Source organism: Streptococcus sanguinis (assembly GCF_020729765.1).
GTDB lineage: Bacteria > Bacillota > Bacilli > Lactobacillales > Streptococcaceae > Streptococcus > Streptococcus sanguinis_Q.
This window is the reverse complement of the sequence record NZ_JAJEPD010000081.1, coordinates 1-4,143: the sequence shown is the minus strand read 5'-3', so window position 1 is coordinate 4,143 and position 4,143 is coordinate 1. Positions and strand designations below refer to the sequence as shown.

4 protein-coding genes and 1 pseudogene are annotated in these 4,143 nt (G+C 32.4%); 2 read left to right on the top strand and 3 right to left on the bottom strand.

What is annotated here, in order from left to right:
- Positions 1–133, top strand: a pseudogene (locus K4H96_RS10805) (cell division protein FtsK); the annotation flags it as partial.
- A gap of 224 nt (positions 134–357) precedes the next feature.
- On the opposite strand, the gene K4H96_RS10800 reads toward K4H96_RS10805, so the two are convergent.
- The 3 genes from K4H96_RS10800 to K4H96_RS10790 all read right to left on the bottom strand — a co-directional run bounded on the left by K4H96_RS10800 (position 358) and on the right by K4H96_RS10790 (position 2,384).
- Positions 358–1,443, bottom strand: coding sequence for an AAA family ATPase (locus K4H96_RS10800; RefSeq protein ID WP_223337644.1), 1,086 nt, complete (start codon positions 1,441–1,443; stop codon positions 358–360).
- The gene (locus tag K4H96_RS10795; protein ID WP_223337643.1) at positions 1,443–1,757 is read right to left on the bottom strand and encodes a hypothetical protein; all 315 of its coding nucleotides are present in this window, start codon (positions 1,755–1,757) and stop codon (positions 1,443–1,445) included. Before K4H96_RS10795 ends, K4H96_RS10800 begins: the two co-directional genes overlap by 1 nt.
- Before the next feature lie 99 nt (positions 1,758–1,856).
- The gene (locus tag K4H96_RS10790; protein ID WP_215805051.1) at positions 1,857–2,384 is read right to left on the bottom strand and encodes a hypothetical protein; all 528 of its coding nucleotides are present in this window, start codon (positions 2,382–2,384) and stop codon (positions 1,857–1,859) included.
- A gap of 279 nt (positions 2,385–2,663) precedes the next feature.
- Between K4H96_RS10790 and K4H96_RS10785 the strand changes: the two genes are divergently transcribed.
- Complete coding sequence (locus tag K4H96_RS10785; protein ID WP_227956526.1) at positions 2,664–3,986, top strand: hypothetical protein; 1,323 nt, start codon at positions 2,664–2,666, stop codon at positions 3,984–3,986.
- The last annotated feature ends 157 nt before the right edge of the window (positions 3,987–4,143 follow it).

The window sequence follows — 4,143 nt, the reverse complement described above, 5'->3', positions numbered from 1 at the left end:
CCTCGACCCAGAAGGTATTGTTATCCCTATCGGGCATGGAACAGGTCTGATTCAAGTAATTGATAACGAACATCCTTATCAGGTACTTCCGCTACTATGTCCAACGTATTACACAAAGAAAGGAATTCTTTAATGGTGAAAAAATCTTACTTCATGAGGACATTGCTGTATAAGAATATTTGCTTCCTAAATCTAAATAGCTATTGAACTGGGAGAGGTCAAAAAAACTCAGAGGATTTAGTTTAAACTGATTTGATAGAAAATCCAGAGACCATCCTATAAATCCTGCTAGAAATGAAACTAGAATTAGATTGATATTGATGTTGAATGTCCTCATGAAGTAAGATTTTTTCACCATTAAAGAATTCCTTTCTTTGTGTAATACGTTGGACATAGTAGCGGAAGTACCTGATAAGGATGTTCGTTATCAATTACTTGAATCAGACCTGTTCCATGCCCGATAGGGATAACAATACCTTCTGGGTCGAGGTCAGGGAATAGAAATTGTGTCGTCTTCTTGTTAATGTTGCCAATCTGGATGAGGACATTAAGTTGTTCACGAACAGAAATGGGAATCGTAGTGTGATCGAATCTTTGTGAAACAAGTAACAAATGAAGTTTTGTAGCACGTCCGAGAAGTGCGATAGAAGATAAGAGTGAGAAAAACGATTCTTTAATCGTCTTATTGACTCCCTCAGATAATGCAAGAACTTCATCAATCACAATTGTCATATGGCTGAACTCATGACGTGGATTCTCGTATAGGATTGCTTGACGTTTGTGAATCAGTTCTAGACATTGACTTAATTTCTCATTGATTTCTGATACAAAGTCGGACTTAGAGCGATTTTCAACGGGGTGAAGCACTGCAATTTGATGTTCACGAGCCCAACGACTAGGTGTGTCAAATTTTGGGTCTACTATAATTAAATCAGATTGATGTTTGAGTACACTCAGTAAATAGGTGAGAGCATAGGATTTACCCGAACCACTATTTCCACAGATTGCCATGTGATTGACCTTATCAAGATTGAGAGTGAAATTTTCCATAATTGGAATTTGATTTTTTGGTAAACTTGTTGTGTATCTATCAAGGTCAGGAATGACTAATCGTTTTGAAATTCCCACCCTCCACGGAAAGAAAAGTCCTCGCTGAATATGGATATCATCCGTTTTTAGAGGGACGAAGTATGTGGCATTTTGCTTCAATAATGTGTAATGTGGATATAGGGTTGCGTTAGCAATCAAGAAGATTTTATTATAGAGCTCATCATCTAAAATATAGGCACAGGGAAGCCGTGGGATGAAAATGAAACCGTTTTCTTGAATGAGGATGTTAAAACTGTTTGTGTAACTCGTTTCGCCTTGCATCAAGGCTCCCAGAGCCATATTAAGGCTCTGGAGCAAGTATGATTGCAAGACGGCATCTGTTTTAGATACCATTATTTAACCTCCTTAATGCCATCAGCTTTAAAGTAAACGTTATAGCGTACTTCAACGGCTTGAAGGTTATCGAATTGAATCAAACTCATGAAATCAGGTAGCTTAATTTTGTCTTCAAACTTAACTTGGAACGGTTCGAGTCCTTCTTGGATGAAGGTTGCCTTGTAAGAGATGATTTCGCCAGTAGGCTTTCCATCCTCAAAGAGTTGCTGTGGTTCAAGTTCCGTACTTAAGCAGTAAATGCCTTGTTTGTTGTCAATGTATTCATTAGCGGTGTTAGTTGAATATCCACCTTTGCGATTACGTGTTTTCATTAGATTTACCTCGTATTTGATTATTTGTCTTAGCTAAGAACAATTTTAGTTTAACGTAATTTCATGAAGTAGACTGTCAGTTTTCCTGACAGTCTACTTTTAAATTTTTGGTATGAGACAGGCTAATTCGGATAACCAATAAGTTAATTTCTCAGCTATTTGATGCGAAGTTTCTTCCTCTGGGAAATCTGAAATAAAGCTTGATAAGGAGTCTAGAAAAATTCCTTTATTTTTTTCAATGATTTGCGCTACTTCTTTCTTTGAGACATTAGAAAATTTTTTTGCTATTGACTTTTTTAAAAAAGTATTTTCAAACGTAGGATCTATCAAAATTGTAGATATTATGTTTTCAATAAGTAGTAGTTCGAATTCAATACTTGGGAAAAATAATTCCCTAGGATTTTTATAATCTAAACTGGTCTGAAAAGCTAACGAAGCATTAAAACTAATATTTCTTTTTCCCTTTAGAATTTGTCCAACTGTTGTTTCGGATAATAACTCAACTTCCCCTTCAGCTGTTTCATATCCAATTTGATTTTGTAACATTTCTCGCTCATTAAGTATTCTCTTGAGCTCTATACCTAACAGTTTGCAATATAATTCCTCTATTACACTTTTATATGTCATTTTACTTCCTTTCCGTCCTTGGACGGAATAGAAACACAGTCGTTTACCGAGCTAAGTATGAAAAAAACACACCAAAGAAACGGTGAAACATTTGACATAGCGAATACCTAAAGATGTAGCTATGTTCTGAGTTTCAATCCGTCCTTTGGTGCACCTTTGGACTTCATAATTTCCTATTTAAATAGGGATAATTACATTATATAGTGAAAAACGTGGTATAATTAAGGTGATTTTTATAAAATAACAACTTAAAAACACCACGTTTTTAAAAGGAAGATTATGATTTTTAAAAGGACAAAGAAGTATTTTATCGATTGTGCTTCATTGAGGTTAGATTCTAAAATTAAAATTATAAATGAGGAACGTAAGTCAAGGGCTTCAATAGAGTATTACTGGTATACAGGTCAAGAAAAGAAAATAAATAAGAAATATAAAAAACTTACGAATAGAGAGATTTCTTCAAGCAATTCTCCGTTAATTAGCCTTATTAGAAGAGGGATGGTAACCTCAAAGAATCCATATCTTTATACTCCTAATGCAATAGAAGATGTTTTGAACAATTGTAAGTTGGATGAATATGGCACAAAATTAGGTTTAGTTAGTAATGAAAAAAAGAAATATATAGCGCGTAATATAATGTTTAAATCTTATGATGAAATTTGCTTTGGTGATCGTTCCGAACATTGGAAACTCAAATCCTTCCTATCATCTATTATTATTTTAGATATTCTTTTTGAATCTTATGATGAAAATCTATGGAGAATAGTTTTAGGATATATGCCACTTAATATTGAATTTGAAAAAATAAGATTAGATGTTGTTGATGTTCAAAAAGTATATAGTATACTTTTTGAAGAGCATTATGAATTATTTATGACAGGGATTTTTCGAGCTACAGAAAAAGCTCTTAATGYTGATACCTTATTTTGGAAATTTTATGAAGAACGTGTAAAAAACGAATCAAAAAACATAAATAAAATAGCATTCGTTGATGTTTATCTGAACGAATTTTACACTGAAATTTTAAAGAAAAAAATTGATAAATTTATTAATGATGGCAGTTATTATGGCTATAAAGAAAAATATGTTCATGAAAATAGTACTTATCAAAGTTTAGAGTCAATAATTTCAATTCAACAGGAGATGCGTTTGTACCAAGGTGATATGGAATCAGTTGAAATTAGAAAAAAATATGGTAATAAGGTATGGGATGATAATTTGCTAAATGCTCTAAATAAGGATAACATTGATGACGTTCTGGGTAAGTATACTGATGAATATTTAGATTATGAAGATATAGATGCCATATACGCGACATATATATTAGGACTGACAGAAAAATTACTTCATTTAATGAGTAGTTTCCAAAGTTTTAGAGAGGAAAATTCTCATTGGCAAGGTAATTATTTAGGTTATGTCAAAAAATACCAATATGGCAATGAGATCTTAGAATATATACAAACAGGAGATAAAGAACTCCTGAGACCTTTGATTTATAAAAGCTTACAATATGGAAACAATGGATTTGCAAGAGAAAGATATTTTATAAAAAGACATCCAGATAGCTATTTAGCTCGAGAAGTAAGAAAATTTCATGAATAATTATGTCCAATATGTTTATAGAAAACAATAAAATTGCCTATTTAACTCTCTAGACAGAAACTAAACATATGTTTTAGGTTACCAATATCATAGTAATTACAGGATTTATTAGTATAAAAAATAATAATTATAATGTATTAAGAAATTAGATAAGGTT

Coding starts and splice junctions, on each gene's coding strand:
- K4H96_RS10800 (WP_223337644.1), bottom strand. CDS start 1,443: ATGGTATCTAAAACAGATGCCGTCTTGCAATCATACTTGCTCCAGAGC.
- K4H96_RS10795 (WP_223337643.1), bottom strand. CDS start 1,757: ATGAAAACACGTAATCGCAAAGGTGGATATTCAACTAACACCGCTAAT.
- K4H96_RS10790 (WP_215805051.1), bottom strand. CDS start 2,384: ATGACATATAAAAGTGTAATAGAGGAATTATATTGCAAACTGTTAGGT.